This window comes from Streptomyces sp. NPDC058246, from assembly GCF_042881985.1.
Classification (GTDB): domain Bacteria; phylum Actinomycetota; class Actinomycetes; order Streptomycetales; family Streptomycetaceae; genus Streptomyces.
Genome location: NZ_JBHVWZ010000029.1, coordinates 20243 through 38546, shown reverse-complemented (window position 1 = coordinate 38546; position 18304 = coordinate 20243). Strand labels below are relative to the sequence as shown.

Below are 18304 nucleotides of genomic sequence, written 5' to 3'. Positions count from 1 at the left end.
CGTACGCCGACCGGCGCCGTGTCAGCTCTGCCGCTGGTCGAGCTCCCACAGGGCGTGCCAGAACCTCGCCTCGTAGCCCTGGAGCAGACGGCCGTACCGAAGCACCTCGCCCTCGTCCACTTCCCCGGTGTCGAGCCCTGCCTGCACGGCGTCCAGGGCCCGTCGCTCCAGCTCGGGCGCGGGCGCGGCGAAGAAGTCGAAGAAGCCGCAGGCCTCCTCGTCGAGGCGGTAGTGGTGGCGCAGCGCCTCGGCGATGGCCGAGCAATAGCCGCCCCACGTCGCGAAGTTGGCGACGAGCGCGAGCACGACGTCGGCCGGTGAACCGTTCAGGGCGAGCCAGGCGACGTACGCGGGATAGGTCTGGCAGTCCGCCAGTGGCTCGTACCCGGCGGCCTGCACTTGGTCGGCCCCGACCGCGGCGGCGAACGCGCCCAGCCGAACCTGGGCCAGGGCCTCACCCTCCGCGAGCATTTCGAAGAAGGCGGCACTCTGAGGCGCGGCGGCCGGCACCTCGGCTCCAACGGCCGACCGTTCGGCCAGATGCAGGAACGCCCGGCGGTCCGCGGCGATCACATGGCGCTGTTCGAGGGCGAGCACGGCGAGGGTGGAGCGCTGCGCCGCGCCCCGTGCGATCAGCGGCAGAAGCCGGTTGGCGTGGGGCTCCGGAGCGAGCTTTCCGACCGTGCTGTCCAGCAGTTCCCTGGCCGTCCGCGTCATCGCGTACTCCTTCGGTTCGGCTGTCCGGGGGACCCTTCCCCCAGGGTCCCACGCTGTCCCGAAAATCCCTGGAATGGAGTAATCCGACGAGATATCCCCGCGCTTCCGGGTGATCGTGGGTGGACCACCCGTTCGCATCGTGGGTGAACCACCCTTCCGCCGGGGGACGAGAGTTCCCCGGAAGGCGAAAGAAGGCGCGCTCCATGGCGACATTGTGCAGGCCCTCGGTCTCGGTTCCCGAACATGTGATCACGATGGAGGAGACGTTGGAGCTGGCTCGCTCCCGTCACGCCGACCACCCACAACTGCCACTCGCTCTCCGGCTGATCGAGAACACCGGCGTGCGCACCCGGCGCATCGTGCAGCCCATCGAAGAGACCCTGAAGCACCCGGGCTTCGAGGAGCGCAACAAGGTCTACGAGATCGAGGCGAAGGCCCGCGTCCCCGCCGTGGTGCAACGGGCGCTGGACGACGCCGAGGTACTCGCCGCCGACATCGACGTGATCATCTACGTGTCGTGCACCGGGTTCATGATGCCCTCGCTCACGGCCTGGCTGATCAACGCGATGGACTTCAGCAGCGACACCCGGCAGATACCCATAGCCCAGCTGGGCTGTGCCGCCGGCGGTGCCGCGATCAACCGTGCGCACGACTTCTGCACGGCCTACCCCGACGCCAACGCGCTGATCGTGGCCTGCGAGTTCTGCTCGCTCTGCTACCAGCCGACCGACCTCGGCGTGGGCTCGCTGCTCTGCAACGGACTGTTCGGCGACGGCATCGCCGCGGCGGTCGTCCGCGGCCGCGGCGGCACCGGCATCAAACTCGAACGCAACGGCTCGTACCTGATCCCCAAGACCGAAGAGTGGATCATGTACGACGTCCGGGCGACCGGCTTCCACTTCCTGCTGGACAAGCGGGTTCCGACCACGATGGAACCGCTCGCGCCCGCGCTCAAGGCCCTCGCGAAGCAGCACGGCTGGGACGCCTCCGACCTGGACTTCTACATCATCCACGCGGGCGGCCCCCGGATCCTCGACGACCTCAGCAAGTTCCTCGAAGTCCCGCACGAGGCCTTCCGGTTCAGCCGGGCCACCCTCACCGAGTACGGGAACATCGCCAGTGCCGTCGTGCTGGACGCGCTGCGCCGGCTGTTCGACGAGGGCGGCGCCGAGCCCACCGCGCGCGGACTGCTCGCGGGCTTCGGCCCCGGCATCACCGCGGAGATGGCCCTCGGCCGCTGGAACGACGGCAGCGACCGGACGGCGGGCCGGTCATGACCGAGGACACGATCACCGAGGACACGATCACCGAGGCGCTGCCGCCCGTCCGGCACTGGCCCGTCCTCGATCTGACCGGCGTGGATTTCGACCCGGTCCTCACGCGGCTGATGCGTGAGGGCCCGGTCACCCGGATCGAACTGCCCAATGGAGAAGGCTGGGCCTGGCTGGTCACGCGGTACGACGACGTCCGCATGGTGGCCAACGACTCCCGGTTCAGCCGTGAGGCGGTCATGGACCGGCAGGTCACCCGGCTCGCCCCGCACTTCATCCCGGCCCGCGGCGCGGTGGGCTTCCTGGACCCGCCCGACCACACCCGGCTGCGACGCTCCGTCGCCGCCGCCTTCACGGCGCGCGGCGTGGAGCGGATCCGCGAGAAGTCCCGGCGGATGCTGGACGAACTGGTCGACGAAATGGTCCAGGACGGCCCGCCCGCCGACCTCACCGAGTCGGTCCTCGGCCCGTTCCCCATCGCGGTCATCTGCGAACTCATGGGCGTACCGGCCGACGACCGGCAGAGCATGCACACCTGGACCCAGCAGATTCTGTCCTCCTCGCACGGCGCCGTGGTCAGCGAGAAGGCCAAGAACGAGATGGGCGCGTACTTCACCAAGCTCATCGGCGACCGGCGCGGCAGCACCGGGGAGGACGTCACCTCACTGCTGGGCGCCGCCGTGGGCGAGGGCGAGATCACGCTGGAGGAGGCCGTCGGGCTCGCCGTGCTCCTCCAGATCGGCGGCGAGGCGGTCACCAACAACAGCGGCCAGCTGTTCTACATCCTGATGACCCGCCCCGACCTGGCCGAACGGCTGCGGTCCGAGCCGGAGATCCGCCCCCAGGCCATCGACGAACTGCTCCGCTACATCCCGCACCGCAGTGCGGTCGGGCTGTCGCGGATCGCCGTGGAGGACGTGGAGATCAAGGGTGTACGGATCCGGGCGGGCGACGCGATCTACGTGTCGTACCTGGCCGCGAACCGTGACCCGGACGTCTTCCCCGACCCGGAGACGATCGACTTCTCGCGCAGCCCCAATCCGCATGTGGCGTTCGGCTTCGGCCCGCACTACTGCCCGGGCGGCATGCTGGCCGGGCTGGAGTCCGAGCTGATGGTCGACGCGCTGCTCGACCGGCTTCCCGGGCTGCGGCTCGCCGTACCGCCGGATCAGGTCCCCTTCAGGAAGGGCGCCTTGATCCGCGGGCCCGAGGCCCTGCCCGTGACGTGGTGAGCGACCGATGACAGCGCCCGAAGGACTGCTCGTGCCGCCGGGTCACGGCCGCGTGGTGCGGACACCCGCACAGCACGTGACGTTCAAGGTGACCGGCTCGCACTCGCGGATGGCCTCCACCTTCGAGGTGTTGGTGCCGCCGGGCTTCGACGTCGGCGCCCATGTGCACACCCGCAGCGAGGAGCTGTTCTACGTGCTCGAAGGCGAGCTGGACGTGCTCGCCTTCGAGCCGCGAATCCGGACCCCCGACAACTGGCAGAAATGGGAGTCCAGTTCGGGCAACCGAGTGGTGCGGGCGACTCCCGGCACGGTCATCGTCGTCCCCCCGGGCTGCCCGCACGCCTTCTCCAACCCCACCGAGACCCAGGCGAAGATGTTCTTCCAGGCGTCACCGCCCCCGGACCACGAGCGCTACTTCGAGGAACTCCTGGAGATCCTCGGCAACGGCGGCCCCCCGGACCATGCGGCGATCGAGGAGCTGAGGGCGCGGTACGACATCGAACAACTCACACCCCTGAAACACCGCTAGCCGGAGCGCCCCTCTTGGGCGCGCGGGGAACCGCGTCCCAGCCACAGCCGGTCCGCGGCCCGCACGCAACCGCTACCGCTACCGCTACCGCTACCGGATGGGCATCCCGGACAACGTCCGCGCGATCACCAGCCGCTGCACCTCACTCGTCCCCTCGAAGATCGTGTAGATGGCCGCATCCCGGTGCATCCGCTCAACCGGGTACTCCCGGGTGTACCCGTTCCCGCCCAGGATCTGAATCGCCTGCGCGGTGACCTTCTTCGCCGTCTCACTGGCGAACAACTTCGACATGGACCCCTCGGCCGCGGTGAACGGCTTGCCGTTGACCGCCATCCAGGACGCGCGCCACACCAGCAGCCGCGCCGCGTCGATCGACGTACGCATGTCGGCGAGCTGGAAGGCGACCCCCTGGTTGTCGATGATCGGCCGCCCGAACTGCTCACGCGTCTTCGCGTAGTCGAGAGCCACCTCGTACGCGGCCCGCGCGGTGCCCACCGCCATCGCACCGACGGCCGGGCGGGACGCCTCGAACGTGGCCATCGCGGCGTTCTTCACGCGCTCGCCGCCGCCCGCCCTCGCGCGCTCACGGGCGCGGGCGAGGCGCTCGTCGAGCTTCTCCTTGCCGCCGAGGAGGCAGGAGCCGGGGATGCGCACGTTCTCCAGGACGACCTCGGCGGTGTGCGAGGCGCGGATGCCGTGCTTCTTGAACTTCTGGCCCTGGGAGAGGCCCGGCGTGCTCGGCGGAACGATGAAGGAGGCGTGGCCCTTGGAGCCCAGCTCGGCGTCGACGACCGCGACCACCACGTGGACGTTGGCGATGCCGCCGTTGGTCGCCCAGGTCTTGGTGCCGTTGAGGACCCACTCGTCCTTGGCCTCGTCGTAGACGGCACGTGTGCGCATGGAGGCGACGTCGGAGCCGGCGTCGGGCTCGGAGGAACAGAAGGCCGCGACCTTGACATCGTTGGCATCGCCGTACATCTGGGGGATCCAGGTGCCGATCTGCTCCTCGGTGCCGTTGGCGAGGACGCCCACGGCGGCGAGGCCGGTGCCGACGATGGAGAGGGCGATGCCCGCGTCGCCCCAGAACAGCTCTTCCATGGCCATCGGAATGCCGAGGCCGGTGGGGTCGAAGTACTGCTGGGCGTAGAAGTCCAGGGAGTAGATGCCGACCTTCGCGGCCTCCTGGATGACCGGCCAGGGAGTCTCTTCGCGCTCGTCCCATTCGGCGGCCGCGGGGCGGATGACGTCGGCGGCGAAGCCGTGCAGCCAGTCCCGGACCTCCTTCTGTTCGTCGTTGAGCTCCATGGTGAACTCGGCCATGACCCCTCCAGCGCTGCACTAAAGTGTTACTTGCGGTAACCAGAGTGTGTTACTCGCCGGTAGATAAAGTCAACTCCCGAGCCTCGCTCGGCAGCCCGTTCGATACGCATACGCCGTTGAGTGTTAGTTTGCGCAGGCGTCACCGAATCACCACGGGTGGGAGAGCACATGGACACCACACAGCGGACCGATCAGCAGAGGTCCGCCGACCGCCGACGGCGCGAGCTGCTGGAGGCCGCCGACAGAGTGGTGCTTCGCGACGGCCCCGGGGCCTCGATGAACGCCATCGCCGCCGAGGCGGGCATCACCAAGCCGATCCTGTACCGCCACTTCGGCGACAAGGGCGGACTCTACGCCGCGCTCGCCAAGCGGCACACGGACGCCCTCCTCGAAGCACTGCGGGCCGCGCTGGACGCTCCGGCGGAGCGCAGGGAGCGTGTCGAGTCGACACTCGACACATATTTGGCGGCCATTGAGGCTCGCCCCCAGGTCTACCGCTTCCTGATGCATCCGGCGGAGGGCGGCCAGCCCGGCGACCAGGGCTTCGACGTCGGCAAGCACTCCGCTCCCCTGCTGCGCCGCATGGGCGAGGAACTGGCCGAGGTCATCGAGGAGCGTGTCGATCTCGGCCCCGACAGCCAGCAGCTGGCGCGGGTGTGGGGCCACGGAATCGTCGGCATGATGCACGCCGCCGGCGACTGGTGGCTCGGCGAACGCCCCTGCTCCCGAGCCGAGTTGGTCCGCAGCCTGGCGGATCTGCTCTGGGGCCGGCTGGCAGCAGCGGGCGACAAGATCGGCGGCCCCGGCTTCTGACCCAGGCGACGTGGTCAGCGCCGCGAGAACCCACGCGACCAGCCACGGACGACCGGAAGCCGCCCGACAGGGCTCAACGCCCCGTCAGGGCGCGGGGAACTGCGCGACCAGCCACGACGAGCCCGCAGCCGGCAGGCAGAGTTCAGCGCCCTGTCAGGGGCGCGAGGAACTGCGCGACCAGCCACGACGAACCCGCAGCCGACACGCAGAGCTCAACGCTCCCAAGACGCCCGCGCCCGCGTCGCCTGGCGCATGACCCGTCGGCGGCGCCGGCCAGTGAGCCGATCCACGTACACCCCACCGTCAAGGTGGTCGCACTCATGCTGAAGGCACCGCGCAAACCACCCGGTGCCCCGCACGGTGACCGGCGAGCCGGTCACCGTGAAGCCCTCGACCACGGCATGGTCGTACCGCTCGGTGCCCGCCTCGAGCCCCGGCAGCGACAGACAGCCCTCCGGCCCCCGCAGCACCACACCGTCCGCCTGGACGAGGCGTGGGTTCACCACATGTCCCAGATGCCGGACGTCTTCGTCGTCCGGGCAGTCGTACACGAACACCCTGAGCGACTCGCCGACCTGGTTGGCCGCGAGGCCCACCCCCTCGGCGGCGTACATCGTCGCGAACATGTCCTCGACGAGCCGCGCGAGTTGGGGGCCGAAGTCCGTGACCTCTTCACACGGAGTGTGCAGGACGGGGTCGCCGAGCAGGGTGAGGGGCCGGACGCGCCCGTGGGTGCCCGGGATGGAGCCGTGTCGCATGGCGGCAAGGGTACGGTCCTCAGGAGCGCGCGCACAGCGCGCGCCGGTCGCGCGGGCACCGCGGAGGTGCCGCGATTCGGGCACGTGAGTGGATCTCGATAGGCTGAGGCCCACACGGTGCCGGGGGCAGAGGCGCGGCGCGTACGCAAGGAGGATCGAGAAACGATGTCAGGCAACTCGGACCCGCTGACGCCGCGGGCCAAGCTGGCCGTGACGGCGGGCAAGGCGGCGGCGGCCGTCTCGCGGGCCGCCGGACGCGGCAGCGGATCGGTGATCGGCGGCCGGGTGGCACTCAAGCTCGACCCCGACCTGCTGGCCCGGCTGGCCACGCACCTGGACGTGATCCTGGTGTCGGCCACCAACGGCAAGACCACGACCACCCGGCTGATCGCCGAGGCGCTGCGCGCCGCGGGCCCGGTCGTCTCCAACGCGCTCGGGGCCAATATGCCCGCGGGCATCACCTCGGCGCTGGCCGGCGGTTCGGACGCCAAGTTCGCGGTCATCGAGGTCGACGAGAAGTACCTCTCCGGCGTCGCGCGGGACACCGACCCGAAGTGCATCGCGCTGCTCAACCTCTCCCGCGACCAGCTCGACCGCGCCGCCGAGACGCGGATGATGGCCGAGCACTGGCGGGAGGGCCTGGCCGGTTCCAAGGCCGTCGTGGTGGCCAACGCCGACGACCCGCTGGTCGTGTGGGCCGCGTCCTCCTCGCCGAACGTCATGTGGGTGGCGGCCGGTCAGATGTGGAAGGACGACGCCTGGTCCTGCCCGTCCTGCGGCGGTGTGATGCAGCGCCCCGGCGACGACTGGTTCTGCGGCGAGTGCGGCTTCCGCCGTCCGACGCCGACCTGGGCGCTCTCCGGCGACCACGTCCTCGACCCGCACGGCTCCGCCTGGCCGATCCACCTCCAGCTGCCGGGCCGGGCCAACAAGGCGAACGCCGCCTCGTCGGCCGCCGTCGCCGCCGTCTTCGGGGTGCCCCCGCAGGTCGCCCTGGAGCGTATGTACCAGGTGCAGGCGGTCGCAGGGCGCTACGACGTGGTGCAGTTCATGCAGCGCGACCTGCGTCTGCTGCTCGCCAAGAATCCGGCCGGCTGGCTGGAGACGTTCTCCCTGATCGACCCGCCGCCGACCCCGGTCATCCTCTCGGTGAACGCGCGCGGCGCCGACGGCACCGACACCTCGTGGCTGTGGGACGTCGACTACACACGTCTGACCGGACACCCGATCTTCGTGCTCGGCGACCGGAAGCTCGACCTCGCCGTACGGCTGGAAGTCGCGAACCAGCACTTCCAGGTCTGCGAGAACCTCGACCAGGCCGTGCAGATGGCGCCGCCCGGACGCATCGAGGTCATCGCCAACTACACCGCGTTCCAGGACTTGAGGCGTCGTGTCGGCAACTGAGCAGCCACGGAGGACGAAGAGAATGAGCGACAACAGCCTGCGTCTGGTGTGGATCTACCCGGACCTGCTGAGCACCTACGGCGACCAGGGCAACGCCCTCGTCGTGGAGCGCCGGGCCCGCCAGCGGGGCCTCGACGTGGCCCGCCTCGACGTGCGCAGCGACCAGCCGATCCCGACCTCCGGCGACATCTACCTGATCGGCGGCGGCGAGGACCGGCCGCAGCGGCTCGCCGCGGAGCGGCTGCGCCGGGACGGTGGTCTGCACCACGCGGTCAGCAACGGCGCGATCGTCTTCTCGGTGTGCGCCGGCTACCAGATCCTCGGGCACGAGTTCATCAACGACCTCGGTCAGCGCGAGCCGGGCCTCGGCCTGCTCGACGTGGTCTCCACGCGGGGGGAGGGCGAACGCTGCGTCGGCGACGTCCTCGCGGACATCGACCCGCGCCTCGGCCTGCCCCAGCTGACCGGCTTCGAGAACCACCAGGGCGTGACCCACCTCGGTCCCACCGCGCGCCCGTTCGCGAACGTGCGGCTCGGCAAGGGCAACGGCACGGGGGACGGCACCGAGGGCGCGTACAACGACACCGTCTTCGGTACGTACATGCACGGGCCCGTCCTCGCCCGCAACCCGCAGATCGCGGACCTGCTGCTGAAGCTGGCGCTGGACGTGAACGCGCTGCCGCCCATCGACGACCGCTGGTACGACGCGCTGCGCAACGAGCGCATCGCCGCCGCGCAGCAGCCTGCGTGAACACAGCTGCGCAGCAGCCTGCGTGAACACAGCGGCCGGGCAGCCCGCCTGAGGGGCATGCGAAACGGTTCCTCAGGCCGGCTGCGAGAGCCCGTATGGCACGGCCTCCGCTCACGTGTGCGGGGCCGTCCAGCAGGCGGACGCACGATGCGTACCCGCCCCCTGCCGCCGGTAGGGTGGCGGGGTCCAGCCGGACAGCGTGGTCCGGTCTCCGGCCCACGTTGAGAAGGTATTTCGGGCTATGCGCATTGGTGTCCTCACGTCCGGCGGCGACTGCCCCGGCCTGAACGCCGTCATCCGGTCCGTCGTGCACCGTGCCGTCGTCGACCACGGCGACGAGGTCATCGGCTTCCGGGACGGCTGGAAGGGCCTTCTGGAGTGCGACTACCTCAAGCTCGACCTCGACGCGGTGAGCGGCATCCTGGCTCGCGGCGGCACCATGCTCGGCTCCTCCCGGGTCCAGCCCGCCCATCTGCGGGACGGCGTGGAGCGGGCCAAGGGGCATGTCGCGGAGCTGGGCCTCGACGCGATCATCCCGATCGGCGGCGAGGGCACCCTCAAGGCGGCCCGCCTGCTCTCGGACAGCGGCCTGCCGATCGTCGGCGTACCGAAGACCATCGACAACGACATCGCTGTCACGGACGTGACCTTCGGCTTCGACACCGCCGTCGGCGTCGCGACGGAGGCCCTGGACCGGCTGAAGACCACCGCCGAGTCCCACCAGCGTGTCCTGATCGTGGAGGTCATGGGCCGCCACACCGGCTGGATCGCGCTGCACTCCGGCATGGCCGCGGGCGCGCACGCCATCGTCGTGCCGGAACGCCCCTTCGACATCGAGGAGTTGGCCACCAAGGTCGGCGAGCGCTTCGCGGCGGGGAAGCGGTTCGCCATCGTCGTGGCGGCGGAGGGTGCGAAGCCTCGCGCGGGCACGATGGAGTTCGACGAGGGCGGCAAGGACATCTACGGCCACGAGCGGTTCGCCGGGATCGCCCGGCAGCTCTCCCTGGAGCTGGAGGAGCGGCTCGGCAAGGAGGCGCGTCCGGTCATCCTCGGGCACGTGCAGCGGGGCGGTACGCCGACCGCGTACGACCGGGTGCTCGCGACCCGGTTCGGCTGGCATGCCGTGGAGGCGGTGCACCGCGGCGAGTTCGGGATGATGACCGCGCTGCGCGGCACGGACATCGTGATGGTCTCGCTCGCCGAGGCCGTCGAGACGCTGAAGACGGTCCCGGACGAGCGGTACGCCGAAGCGGAGTGCGTGCTGTAGGAGTTCCGGCGACCGCGAATGCGCCGTGGGTTCCGGCGACCGCGAATGCGCCGTGGCCGTTCGCGTAGTTCCCCGCGCCGCTGAAGGGACGTTTTCCTGACCCCGGTCACAGGTGTGACCGGGGTCAGTCCTAGTCTGGTGCGGACAGACAGCACAACCCCGTACGAATCAGGAGCCGGCGGATGGATCACAGCGGGCACGGCATGACCATGGATCTGCCGCCGTTCACGCTGGGGCGGGGGCTCGAATGGTCCGCGGACCCGTTCTTCCTCGTCGCCTGCCTGGTGGGGCTCGGACTGTACGGCTGGGGGGTCGTGCGGCTCGTGCGGCGCGGCGACGCGTGGTCGTGGGGCCGGACCGCCTTCTTCGTCGTCGGTGTGCTGACCGTGATGCTCATGATGTGCACCAGGCTGAACGACTACGGCATGGTCATGTTCAGCGTGCACATGGTGCAGCACATGGTGATCAGCATGCTGTCGCCGATCCTGATCCTGCTCGGGGCGCCGATCACGCTGGCGCTGCGCGCGCTGCCGGTCGCGTCGAAGCGCGGCGACAAGGGGCCGCGCGAGCTGCTGCTGATGTTCCTGCACAGCCGGTACATGCGGATCATCACGCACCCGGCGTTCACCATCCCGCTGTTCATCGCGAGCCTGTACGCGCTGTACTTCACGCCGATCTTCGACTTCCTGATGGGCTCCAGGGCGGGCCACATCGGAATGATGGTGCACTTCCTCGCCGTCGGTCTGGTCTTCTTCTGGCCGATCATGGGCGTGGACCCGGGCCCGAACCGGCCGGGCTATCTGATGCGGATGCTGGAGCTGTTCGCCGGGATGCCGTTCCACGCGTTCTTCGGGATCGCGTTGATGATGGCGTCGGAGCCGATGGTCGAGACGTTCAAGAACCCGCCGGCCTCACTCGGCATCGACGCGCTCTCCGACCAGAACGCGGCCGGCGGCATCGCCTGGGCCTTCAGCGAGATCCCCTCCGTGCTCGTCCTGCTCGCGCTGCTCTTCCAGTGGTACGGCTCGGAGCAGCGCCAGGCCAAGCGCAAGGACCGGGCCGCGGACCGCGACGGCGACCAGGAACTCGAGGCGTACAACGCCTATCTGGCCTCACTCAACGCACGCGGTCACTGAATTAACTTTCTTATTCGCCTTGCCTGAAAGGCGTTGTCGTTCAGTAGCATGGAATGCGAAGCCCTGTGTCGGGTCTTGTACCCGGCGCGGGGTCCACGGGGGAAACCGCAGGGGGAGCGGTCATGACATTTCGCGTGTCCATGCAAAGGGCCGGGATATCGGCGGCCCGCAGGGTCGCTCTACTGCTGGTTTCCGTGCTGATGGTCAGCGCGGTCAGCGGGTGCGGCAAATCCGATCAGTTGTTCGTCGTACGTGCCGTGGCGGCGGGGATTTCGCAGGCCAATCCCTTCTTCAAGGAGGACGGCGGCCTCGGCAAGGACATCCACCTCCCCGAGACACGGCCGCGCGGCGGGGTGCAGGCCAGCAACAGTCCGGGGCTGTACGGGGGCACGCCGGGCGGCGCTGCCCAGGGCGGCGCGCCCCCGGGCGGCACGCCTGACGGCTCGTCCGGTGCCTCGCCCGGTGCCACGTCCGGTGCCTCGCCCGGGCAGGACGGCACCGGTGGGGCCACCGGTGAGTTCGGCGGGTCGACGAAGCCCGGCACCTGCGTCGTGGCGAAGCTGAAGAAATTCCTCACCGCTCCCGAGAACTCCGCCAAGGCGCGGGAATGGGCCCGGGTCCTGCATATCGGCACCGATGAGATCTCGTATTACATCGATCACCTCACACCCGTCGTGTTGCGTAACGACACTCTCGTGACGAATCACGAGTACAAACACGGCAAGGCCGTTCCCTTCGGTGCCTTGTTGCAGGCGGGAATCGCGATTCTGGTCGACCATCAGGGGCTGCCCGCCGTGAAGTGCTCCTGCGGTAATCCACTGCTCCCCTCCAAGACGAACATCAAGAAGAGTTCGGTGCAGTTCAAGGACGGAAACAAGAAGTGGTCCGGATATCGGCAGGACCACATCGTGATCGTCGAGCCGCCGCCGGGCAACCCGGAGATCCGCCGTCTCCAGCTCGTCGACGTCCATGACCCCGGCCACGGGATCGACCGTCGGGTCGGCACCGCGGGCGAGGACGACAAGTCCTTCGACACCCACGCCGGACACGCCGTTCCACCCGTCACCGGGATGACGTTCGCCGAAGCGAGCCGGAACCTCGCCGACGCGGGTCTCGGTCTGGCGTACGACGGTGACTCCCTGCCGCCGGACGACGCCCGCGTCACCGCCTCCCAGCCCGTCGAGGGCAGCACGCTGAAGTGGGGCGCGCCCGTGACGCTGTTCGTCCGGCCCGACGACGGCTCCGACCAGAACCGGAGCACGCCCCCGGACACCGGTGGGATCACGACAGGACCGGGCGACTCCGGCACCGGCCCGGACGGGTCGAGCACCGGGCCGGACGGGTCGAGCACCGGCCCGGACGGGTCGAGCACCGGCCCGGACGGGTCGAGCACCGGGCCCGGCCAGTCCAGTACTGGTTCCGGCGGGACCGACTCGCCGCCCGTGTCCGGCAGTACCCCGCCCGACACAGGGACGGGCGATTCGGCCACCCCCTCGGAGTCCGCCTCGACCTCCGCCTCGACCTCCGTCCCGGCCTCCGCCTCGACCTCCGTCCCGGCCTCCGCCTCGGAGTCCACCTCGGCCTCCGTCTCGACCGCCCCCGCCTCCACCGAGGTCACGCCCGGGTCGAGCGGCTCGTCCTCGGTCGACCCCGGGGTCGGCGACTCCGTACCCGTTGCCCCCTCCTCCGCGACCGACGCGACCGACTCCGGTGGGCTCACCGGAGACACGTCCTGATCCGCGTACGAAATTCACGCACGAACCAGCGCAGAACCCGGGGAGCAACCGGATGGCACCAGGATCGCCGGAGTCGGGAGTGGGCCGGGTCATCGCCGGCCGGTATCGGCTGCTGGACCGGGTCGGCTCGGGCGGGATGGGCCATGTGTGGCTCGCCCACGACCAGCGGCTCGCTTGCGATGTCGCGCTCAAGGAGATCAGGTTCCGCAACCTGCCGGAGGGCGGTGAGGAGCAGGAGTCGCGCATCGCGCGCGCCCGCGCCGAGGCACGGAACGCGGCGGTGCTGCGGGGGCACCCGCACGTGGTGACCGTGCACGACGTCCTCGAGTACGAGGGCCTGCCGTGGATCGTGATGGAGTACGTGGCGGGCGCGGAGGATCTGCGCGACTGGCTCGCCCGGCGCGGTCCGCTCGCCCCCGCGGAGTGCGCCCGCATCGGACTCGCCGTGCTGGACGCCCTGACCGCCGGGCACGAACGCGGCATCATGCACCGGGACGTCAAACCCGCCAACATCCTGCTCGCTCCGGACCGCGCGGGCACGCCGGGCGCGCGGATCCTGCTCACCGACTACGGCATCTCCGTCCAGCCGGATTCCCCGGAGCCCCGCTGGACCAGGACGTCCATCCTCGTGGGCACGGCCGGGTATCTGGCGCCCGAACGGGCCACCGGAGGGCCGCCGACCGCCGCGGCCGACCTGTTCTCGCTGGGCTGCACCCTGTATTTCGGCGTGGAGGGTTTCGGACCCTTCGACCGTGAGAGCGACCTCGCCGCGATCACCGCCCTGGTCCTGGAGGAGGCACCGCCGCCGCGGCGGGCCGGGGCCTTGCGGCCGGTGGTGGAGGCGCTGCTGGTCAAGGATCCCGCCCGGCGGATCTCCGCGGCGGACGCGGCGGCGGCGCTGGCCCGCATCATCACACCCGAGCCGCATCCGCCGACCCGGGTCGACACGGGTTCGCGGCCGCCCTGGGCGGGACTCGTCACCTCCCACGGGGCCCCGGCCCCCGGCAGCCCCGTGGGAGACCAAGGCTTCGCCACGCCTGCCGCGTACACCCCGGCCGCGACGTACACACCCACCGCCCGGGCCCGGACACCGGGTGCCTACTCCCCCAACGCCGCGGGCACGCCGTACGCCTGCTCCCCCACCGCCCCCGCACCGGGCGCGTACACCCCGCAGCCGGGTCAGGGCCAGGGCCCGCCCTGGTACGGAGCGCCGCCCGCCCCGGCCCCCGGTCCCTCGGGGCGGCGACGGCGCAGGCGCCCCCGCCTCCTTCAGGCCCTGGCGGCGGTGGTCCTCGCGCTGGGGATGACGGCCGGCGGGGTCTGGTACGCGATGGCGCACAAGGCCGTGCCGCCGTACGGGGACGCGGTCGGGCTCTCCGCACCGCTCCGGAAGGGCGACTGCGTCCTGGGCTCGCCGCCCCTGTGGACCACGGCCGAAGTCCCACGTCTGCGACTGGATCCCACCTGCAAGGACGCCCGCCCCGACGCGCAGGTGATGGACCTGTACAAGGCCCCTTCGTACGAGGCCGCGCGCAGCGACGGCGCCCAGCGGTGCCAGGACCGGACCAAGGACACCGCGGACAAGCTCGCCTGGAACGTGCGGAGCATGGCCGTCGTACCCACGCGCGAGGGCTTCGACGCCACCGGCGGCACCGTCGCGTGTCTGCTGGCGGGGAAGTACGGCCCGGTGTACGGCCCGCTCGGCGGTCTGCGCCCGTACGGGATGACGTTCGAGGACGCGACCCAGATGCAGCGGGACGACTGTCTCGGTCATGTGGGCGGTGACGCACGCGTCAGTACGCACTTCGAGCTGGTCGCCTGCGACAAGGACCATGAGGGGCGGGTCGTCCAGATCACCCACCTCAAGTCCTATGTGTCCGGCAAGGACCCCGACGAGCAGGCGAACGACCAGTGCGCGCTCGACGCCCCGCCGGAGCGGTACGGCCTCAGCCCCGACACCCACTGGAGCCACGGCCTGCGCAGCAAGGGACTGTGGGCGAAGGGGTACTACCTGGTGGTCTGCAGCACGGAGCAGGGGCAACGCCCGGCGCAGGGCGACCGTTAGGCCGCCCGGACCTGGCGAAGCGCCACCGTCCGGGTGAAAATGGGCCCAAGGCCACGGCCCGCGTCGCGGACCCGCCTGGAGGAGGGTGTTGCGATGCCCGGTTCGACCAAGACGATGGGCGTGATCACCGTGGGCGGGCTCGTCGTGGTGACGGCCTACACGGTGGCCCTCGGCAGCAACGGCTGGCTGTGGTTCGGCTGGGTCGTCCTCGGCCTGATCACGCTGGGGATGGTGGCCTCGCGCAGTGCCTGACGCCGGACGCCCGGCAGCGGACACCTGACGCCCGATACCTGACGCCCGGGGCGCGAGGCGCTCACGCCCTGGGCAGCCGTCCCGCCGAGTGCACGCCCGGCTGGTACTTGGGCAGCCGGGCGGTGATCTTCATGCCCGCTCCCACGGCGGTCTCGATGACCAGGCCGTAGTCGTCCCCGTAGACCTGGCGCAGTCGTTCGTCGACGTTGGACAGCCCGATACCGCCCGAGGGGCTGACCTCTCCGGCCAGAATGCGGCGCAGCCGGTCGGGGTCCATTCCGGCGCCGTTGTCCTCGATGACGACCAGCGCCTCGGCGCCCGTGTCCTGCGCGGTGATGCTGATGTGGCTCTTGTCGGTCTTCCCCTCCAGGCCGTGTTTGACGGCGTTCTCCACGAGGGGCTGGAGGCAGAGGAAGGGCAGCGCGACCGGCAGCACCTCGGGCGCGATCTGGAGCGTGACCGACAGACGCTCCCCGAAGCGGGCCCTGACCAGCGCCAAGTAGTGGTCGATGGCGTGCAGTTCGTCGGCGAGGGTGGTGAAGTCGCCGTGCCGGCGGAACGAGTAGCGGGTGAAGTCGGCGAATTCCAGCAGCAGTTCGCGGGCGCGCTCGGGGTCGGTGCGGACGAACGAGGCGATCACCGCGAGCGAGTTGAAGATGAAGTGCGGGGAAATCTGGGCGCGCAGGGCCTTGATCTCGGCCTCGATCAGCCGGGTACGGGACTGGTCCAGGTCGGCGAGTTCCAGTTGCACCGAGACCCAGCGGGCGACCTCGCCGGCGGCCCGTACGAGGACGGCGGACTCGCGGGGCGCGCAGGCCACGAGCGCTCCGTGCACCCGTTCGTCGACGGTGAGCGGCGCGACGACGGCCCAGCGCAACGGGCAGTCCGGCTCGTCGCACGTCAGCCGGAACGCCTCGCCGCGACCGGTCTCCAGCGGGCCGGCGAGCCGCTCCATGATCTCGGTACGGTGGTGCGCCCCCACACCGTCCCAGGCGAGGACCGTCTCCTGGTCGGTGAGGCACAGCGCGTCCGTGCCGAGCAGGGTGCGCAGCCGTCGCGCGGACCGGCCCGCCGTCTCCTGCGTAAGACCCGCCCGCAGCGGGGGCGCGGCGAGCGAGGCCGTGTGCAGGGTCTGGAAGGTGGCGTGTTCGACGGGGGTGCCGAGACCGCCGCCGCGGCTCTCGGGCCGCGCGGTGCGCCTGCCGAGCCAGAACCCGGCGGCGAGCAGCGGGAGTACGGCGACGCAGAGCCCGGCAAGAAATCCGCTCATGCCGTGGCCGCTCCCGTCTCGCGAGCAGCGCGGCCCACCCTCACGCGTCGACCTCCTTCGTGTTCGCGGCGCGCACCTGGCCGTCGGCCAGTTCCTCCGGTAGGTGGAACCGCGCCAGGATCGCCGCCGTTCCCACCGGCACCCGGCCCGAAGTGGCCAGGGACACCAGCACCATGGTGAGGAAGCCGAGCGGCACGGACCACAGCGCGGGCCAGGCGAGCAGGGCGTGCAGGGAACCCGAGCCGGGATAGCCGGCCATGGTCGCGCCGACGGCCACGAGTGCCGAGCCGCCGCCGATGAGCATCCCGGCGGCCGCGCCCGGCGGGGTCAGCCGCCGCCACCAGATGCCGAGTACCAGCAAGGGGCAGAAGGAGGACGCGGACACGGCGAACGCGAGCCCCACCGCGTCGGCGACCGGCAGCCCGCCCACCAGCACGCTCGCCGCGAGCGGCACCGCCATGGCGAGCACCGTGCCGAGCCTGAAGTGCCGTACCCCGCGCGAGGGCAGCACGTCCTGGGTGAGTACTCCGGCCACCGCCATGGTGAGACCGGACGCGGTCGACAGGAACGCGGCGAAGGCCCCGCCCGCCACCAGCGCGCCCAGGAGATCAGCCCCGAGCCCGCCGATCAGCCGGTCCGGAAGCAGGAGTACGGCGGCGTCCGCGTCCCCGGTGAGGCCGAGCTCGGGGGCGTACAGCCTGCCCAGCGCGCCGTAGACGGGCGGGAGGAGGTAGAAGGCGCCGATCAGGCCGAGCACGGCGACCGTGGTGCGGCGGGCGGCGACGCCGTGCGGGCTGGTGTAGAAGCGGACGACCACGTGCGGCAGTCCCATCGTGCCGAGGAAGGTGGCGAGGATCAGTCCGTACGTGGCGTAGAGCGGACGCTCCTCGCGGCCCGCCGCCGGCGAGGTCGACATGCCGCCGTTGCTGCCGCGGTCGGCGACCGGGACCGGGTCGCCCTGGGCGAACGTGAGACGGGTGCCGCGCTGGAGGTGGTGGACGCCCGCGCGGAGTTCGACGCGTTCGTCCTCGTAGCGCTGCCCGTCCACCCGGCCGGTGGCCGTGACGCCCAGCGGGCGCGAGAGCTTCAGGTCGAGGGTGGCGTCGACCCGTACGACGCGCTGCTCGCGGAACGTCGCCGGTTCGTCGAAGGCCCGGCGCGGTGCTCCGTCGGCCTGCCAGGCGAGGACCAGGAAGAGCGCGGGGACCAGCAGGGCGGTGAGCTTGAGCCAGTACTGGAAGGCCTGGACGAAGGTGATGCTGCGCATGCCGCCCGCGGCGACGGTGGCGACCACGACGACCGCGACGAGTACACCTCCGAACCAGTCGGGCGCGTCGGTGAGCACGGCCAACGTCAGCCCCGCGCCCTGGAGTTGGGGCAGCAGATACAGCCAGCCGACGCCGACGACGAAGGCACCGGCCAGTCGCCGTACCGCCTGCGAGCCGAGCCGCGCCTCCGCGAAGTCGGGCAGGGTGTAGGCACCGGAGCGGCGCAGCGGGGCCGCGACGAACAGGAGCAGCACCAGGTAGCCGGCCGTGTAGCCGACCGGGTACCAGAGCATGTCGGGGCCCTGGACCAGCACGAGTCCCGCGATGCCCAGGAAGGAGGCGGCGGAGAGGTATTCGCCGCTGATCGCGGCAGCGTTGAGCCGGGGGCCCACGGTGCGCGAGGCGACGTAGAAGTCGGAGGTGGTCCGGGAGACGCGCAGGCCGAAGGCGCCGACCAGGACGGTGGCGACGACGACGAGCGCTACGGCGGGGACGGCGTAGTTCTGGTTCATCGG

16 protein-coding genes are annotated in these 18304 nt (G+C 70.8%); 11 read left to right on the top strand and 5 right to left on the bottom strand.

The features are described from left to right. Positions 1 to 21: 21 nt before the first annotated feature. Entirely contained in the window at positions 22 to 717 is a 696-nt protein-coding gene (locus ACFVXA_RS31660) for a transcriptional regulator (protein WP_383742550.1), read from the bottom strand. A 143-nt stretch (positions 718 to 860) separates the two neighbouring features. Between ACFVXA_RS31660 and ACFVXA_RS31655 the strand changes: the two genes are divergently transcribed. The 3 genes from ACFVXA_RS31655 to ACFVXA_RS31645 are packed head-to-tail and all read left to right on the top strand — an operon-like array spanning position 861 to position 3749. Next, entirely contained in the window at positions 861 to 1994 is a 1134-nt protein-coding gene (locus ACFVXA_RS31655; RefSeq protein ID WP_362014969.1) for a type III polyketide synthase, read from the top strand. Positions 1995 to 2005: 11 nt separating this feature from the next. After that, positions 2006 to 3220: a cytochrome P450 gene (locus ACFVXA_RS31650; protein WP_390027999.1), complete on the top strand. Its 1215-nt coding sequence runs from the start codon at positions 2006 to 2008 to the stop codon at positions 3218 to 3220. A gap of 7 nt (positions 3221 to 3227) precedes the next feature. Then, entirely contained in the window at positions 3228 to 3749 is a 522-nt protein-coding gene (locus ACFVXA_RS31645; protein WP_362014966.1) for a cupin domain-containing protein, read from the top strand. A 90-nt stretch (positions 3750 to 3839) separates the two neighbouring features. Here ACFVXA_RS31645 and ACFVXA_RS31640 read toward each other — a convergent pair whose 3' ends face one another. After that, positions 3840 to 5069 (bottom strand): acyl-CoA dehydrogenase family protein, encoded by a 1230-nt coding sequence (locus tag ACFVXA_RS31640; RefSeq protein WP_383907529.1) that lies wholly within the window; start codon positions 5067 to 5069, stop codon positions 3840 to 3842. A 168-nt stretch (positions 5070 to 5237) separates the two neighbouring features. Here ACFVXA_RS31640 and ACFVXA_RS31635 point away from each other — a divergent pair, with 168 nt between their 5' ends. After that, on the top strand, positions 5238 to 5882 hold the full coding sequence (locus ACFVXA_RS31635) for a TetR family transcriptional regulator (protein ID WP_362014960.1): 645 nt from the start codon (positions 5238 to 5240) through the stop codon (positions 5880 to 5882). A gap of 212 nt (positions 5883 to 6094) precedes the next feature. Here the strand turns inward: ACFVXA_RS31635 and def are convergent, their stop codons facing one another. Then, on the bottom strand, positions 6095 to 6640 hold the full coding sequence (gene def, locus ACFVXA_RS31630) for a peptide deformylase (RefSeq protein WP_389468902.1): 546 nt from the start codon (positions 6638 to 6640) through the stop codon (positions 6095 to 6097). Positions 6641 to 6805: 165 nt separating this feature from the next. On the opposite strand from def, the gene ACFVXA_RS31625 reads away from it, so the two are divergent. The 7 genes from ACFVXA_RS31625 (at position 6806) to ACFVXA_RS31595 (ending at position 15251) form a co-directional block, all read left to right on the top strand. Next, positions 6806 to 8044: a MurT ligase domain-containing protein gene (locus ACFVXA_RS31625; protein WP_362014955.1), complete on the top strand. Its 1239-nt coding sequence runs from the start codon at positions 6806 to 6808 to the stop codon at positions 8042 to 8044. Between the two features lie 22 nt (positions 8045 to 8066). Next, the gene (locus ACFVXA_RS31620; RefSeq protein ID WP_362014952.1) at positions 8067 to 8795 is read left to right on the top strand and encodes a glutamine amidotransferase; all 729 of its coding nucleotides are present in this window, start codon (positions 8067 to 8069) and stop codon (positions 8793 to 8795) included. Between the two features lie 241 nt (positions 8796 to 9036). Further along, a complete protein-coding gene (locus ACFVXA_RS31615; protein WP_362014949.1) occupies positions 9037 to 10062 on the top strand; it encodes a 6-phosphofructokinase in 1026 nt (341 codons plus the stop codon). 182 nt (positions 10063 to 10244) lie between these two features. Continuing rightward, positions 10245 to 11198, top strand: coding sequence for a cytochrome c oxidase assembly protein (locus ACFVXA_RS31610; RefSeq protein WP_362014947.1), 954 nt, complete (start codon positions 10245 to 10247; stop codon positions 11196 to 11198). Positions 11199 to 11320: 122 nt separating this feature from the next. Continuing rightward, positions 11321 to 12934 (top strand): DUF6777 domain-containing protein, encoded by a 1614-nt coding sequence (locus tag ACFVXA_RS31605; RefSeq protein WP_390027958.1) that lies wholly within the window; start codon positions 11321 to 11323, stop codon positions 12932 to 12934. Between the two features lie 52 nt (positions 12935 to 12986). After that, the gene (locus tag ACFVXA_RS31600; protein ID WP_390027956.1) at positions 12987 to 14999 is read left to right on the top strand and encodes a serine/threonine-protein kinase; all 2013 of its coding nucleotides are present in this window, start codon (positions 12987 to 12989) and stop codon (positions 14997 to 14999) included. Between the two features lie 93 nt (positions 15000 to 15092). Then, positions 15093 to 15251 carry a hypothetical protein gene (locus ACFVXA_RS31595; protein ID WP_383742566.1) on the top strand — a complete coding sequence of 53 codons (159 nt, stop codon included), beginning with the start codon at positions 15093 to 15095 and terminating at the stop codon, positions 15249 to 15251. A 61-nt stretch (positions 15252 to 15312) separates the two neighbouring features. Here ACFVXA_RS31595 and ACFVXA_RS31590 read toward each other — a convergent pair whose 3' ends face one another. Both ACFVXA_RS31590 and ACFVXA_RS31585 read right to left on the bottom strand, forming a co-directional pair. After that, a complete protein-coding gene (locus ACFVXA_RS31590; protein WP_362014935.1) occupies positions 15313 to 16521 on the bottom strand; it encodes a histidine kinase in 1209 nt (402 codons plus the stop codon). A gap of 40 nt (positions 16522 to 16561) precedes the next feature. Continuing rightward, positions 16562 to 18301, bottom strand: a complete 1740-nt coding sequence (locus tag ACFVXA_RS31585) for a cation acetate symporter (protein ID WP_362014932.1) — start codon at positions 18299 to 18301, stop codon at positions 16562 to 16564. Positions 18302 to 18304: the final 3 nt, after the last annotated feature.

Excerpts from the sequence above, each read along its gene's own strand:
- ACFVXA_RS31660 (WP_383742550.1), bottom strand. The coding sequence starts at position 717 with ATGACGCGGACGGCCAGGGAACTGCTGGACAGCACGGTCGGAAAGCTC.
- ACFVXA_RS31590 (WP_362014935.1), bottom strand. The coding sequence starts at position 16,521 with ATGAGCGGATTTCTTGCCGGGCTCTGCGTCGCCGTACTCCCGCTGCTC.
- ACFVXA_RS31635 (WP_362014960.1), top strand. The coding sequence starts at position 5,238 with ATGGACACCACACAGCGGACCGATCAGCAGAGGTCCGCCGACCGCCGA.
- ACFVXA_RS31605 (WP_390027958.1), top strand. The coding sequence starts at position 11,321 with ATGACATTTCGCGTGTCCATGCAAAGGGCCGGGATATCGGCGGCCCGC.
- ACFVXA_RS31600 (WP_390027956.1), top strand. The coding sequence starts at position 12,987 with ATGGCACCAGGATCGCCGGAGTCGGGAGTGGGCCGGGTCATCGCCGGC.
- def (WP_389468902.1), bottom strand. The coding sequence starts at position 6,640 with ATGCGACACGGCTCCATCCCGGGCACCCACGGGCGCGTCCGGCCCCTC.
- ACFVXA_RS31595 (WP_383742566.1), top strand. The coding sequence starts at position 15,093 with ATGCCCGGTTCGACCAAGACGATGGGCGTGATCACCGTGGGCGGGCTC.
- ACFVXA_RS31640 (WP_383907529.1), bottom strand. The coding sequence starts at position 5,069 with ATGGCCGAGTTCACCATGGAGCTCAACGACGAACAGAAGGAGGTCCGG.
- ACFVXA_RS31625 (WP_362014955.1), top strand. The coding sequence starts at position 6,806 with ATGTCAGGCAACTCGGACCCGCTGACGCCGCGGGCCAAGCTGGCCGTG.
- ACFVXA_RS31610 (WP_362014947.1), top strand. The coding sequence starts at position 10,245 with ATGGATCACAGCGGGCACGGCATGACCATGGATCTGCCGCCGTTCACG.
- ACFVXA_RS31645 (WP_362014966.1), top strand. The coding sequence starts at position 3,228 with ATGACAGCGCCCGAAGGACTGCTCGTGCCGCCGGGTCACGGCCGCGTG.
- ACFVXA_RS31620 (WP_362014952.1), top strand. The coding sequence starts at position 8,067 with ATGAGCGACAACAGCCTGCGTCTGGTGTGGATCTACCCGGACCTGCTG.
- ACFVXA_RS31615 (WP_362014949.1), top strand. The coding sequence starts at position 9,037 with ATGCGCATTGGTGTCCTCACGTCCGGCGGCGACTGCCCCGGCCTGAAC.
- ACFVXA_RS31585 (WP_362014932.1), bottom strand. The coding sequence starts at position 18,301 with ATGAACCAGAACTACGCCGTCCCCGCCGTAGCGCTCGTCGTCGTCGCC.